The sequence below is a fragment of the Acinetobacter sp. YH16044 genome (assembly GCF_013417145.1).
Classification (GTDB): domain Bacteria; phylum Pseudomonadota; class Gammaproteobacteria; order Pseudomonadales; family Moraxellaceae; genus Acinetobacter; species Acinetobacter amyesii.
This window is the reverse complement of sequence record NZ_VPEK01000167.1, coordinates 1-1,177: the sequence shown is the minus strand read 5'-3', so window position 1 is coordinate 1,177 and position 1,177 is coordinate 1. Positions and strand designations below refer to the sequence as shown.

Sequence of the window (1,177 nt, the reverse complement as noted above, 5' to 3'; positions counted from 1 at the left end):
GATACTAGACGTAAAATTCTACTGGGGGCTTGGGTTCTAAACAAACTGAAAAATGATGAATCTTTTAAGGGTCAACTAACCGATTTTGAAAAGTTTTTAAGCACGGAAAGTAAGACTGAAGAAAATAGGCAGAAAGATAAAGATCTTTTTAATGGCGTTATATGGAATAACACCTAAATTTCGCATATGAGATTTTGTATTAAATAAAAAAACAATCCCCTAAAAATAGGGGATCTTGTTAGTAATGGAATCGACATTGAATTATAGAGATTCGTTCATCTGTCACTTCATAAACTAATCTATGCTTTTCATCAATCCTACGACTCCAAAATCCTGAAAGATTAGCTTTTAAAGGTTCTGGTTTTCCTGTTCCTTCAAAAGGTGTTCGCTGACATTCTTTGATTAAGGTATTAATACGCTTAAGTATCTTTTTATCCTGTGTCTGCCAATAGATATATTCATCCCAGGCATTATCAGTCCATTCGACGTTACGATTCGTCATCCTCAATCAACTCTCTGTGTTTTGTTTTCCCTGCACGTAATTGAGCAATTGATTCATTTAAACGACTTGCATTATTTGGAGATGAAAGGAGATATAACGTTTCCATTAAGCTATCGTAATGATCTTGTCCCATTACTACAGCATGGCCACCTTCTTTTCTTGTAATAAAAGCAACGTCTACATCATCAATTACTTTATCTAAAACAGATTTTAAATTGTTACGTGCGTCCGTATATGTAAATACATGCATATATCTATCCCTCATAGGGTAAGCTGCGTCAAAACGCTGCTAGCTAGACTACCTAGGCGGTAGTGATTGAAACTTTACAATCCTAAATGTACAGAATCCTGTACATATTGTCAATTTCGTATAACCACCATTATGTTAAATTATGGTCTATTCATTAAATAACGGGGACTTCATGAACAAATTAATATACTTCATCATTCTTAATATTCTTTTAATTGGTTCTGTTTATGCTGAAAAAAATAAATTTTTAAATATGGCTCAAAGTAAAGTAAAGCAGGAAATGAAAGATCCTGACTCTACAAAGTTTCAAAATTTAAGGGAAATCAAAAATTCTGTTGGTGAGAGTGTGGTTTGTGGTGAAGTAAATGCTAAAAATTCCTATGGAGGATATGTTGGATATCATTTATTTTCGTATAGTCCGGATG

General features: G+C 33.3%; 3 protein-coding genes. 1 reads left to right on the top strand and 2 read right to left on the bottom strand.

Annotated features, from left to right (window positions below; all coding sequences use genetic code 11):
* Nucleotides 1-238: 238 nt before the first annotated feature.
* Together FTV38_RS17785 and FTV38_RS17780 are read right to left on the bottom strand one after the other, a co-directional pair.
* On the bottom strand, nucleotides 239-502 hold the full coding sequence (locus FTV38_RS17785) for a Txe/YoeB family addiction module toxin (protein WP_000184943.1): 264 nt from the start codon (nucleotides 500-502) through the stop codon (nucleotides 239-241).
* Nucleotides 489-752, bottom strand: coding sequence for a type II toxin-antitoxin system Phd/YefM family antitoxin (locus tag FTV38_RS17780; protein ID WP_000557944.1), 264 nt, complete (start codon nucleotides 750-752; stop codon nucleotides 489-491). The genes FTV38_RS17785 and FTV38_RS17780 overlap by 14 nt, the downstream gene beginning before the upstream one ends.
* A gap of 172 nt (nucleotides 753-924) precedes the next feature.
* Here FTV38_RS17780 and FTV38_RS17775 point away from each other — a divergent pair.
* The coding region (locus FTV38_RS17775; protein ID WP_218950307.1) for a hypothetical protein at nucleotides 925-1,177 on the top strand (253 nt) is incomplete at its 3' end.

Excerpts from the sequence above, each read along its gene's own strand:
- FTV38_RS17785 (WP_000184943.1), bottom strand. The coding sequence starts at position 502 with ATGACGAATCGTAACGTCGAATGGACTGATAATGCCTGGGATGAATAT.
- FTV38_RS17780 (WP_000557944.1), bottom strand. The coding sequence starts at position 752 with ATGCATGTATTTACATATACGGACGCACGTAACAATTTAAAATCTGTT.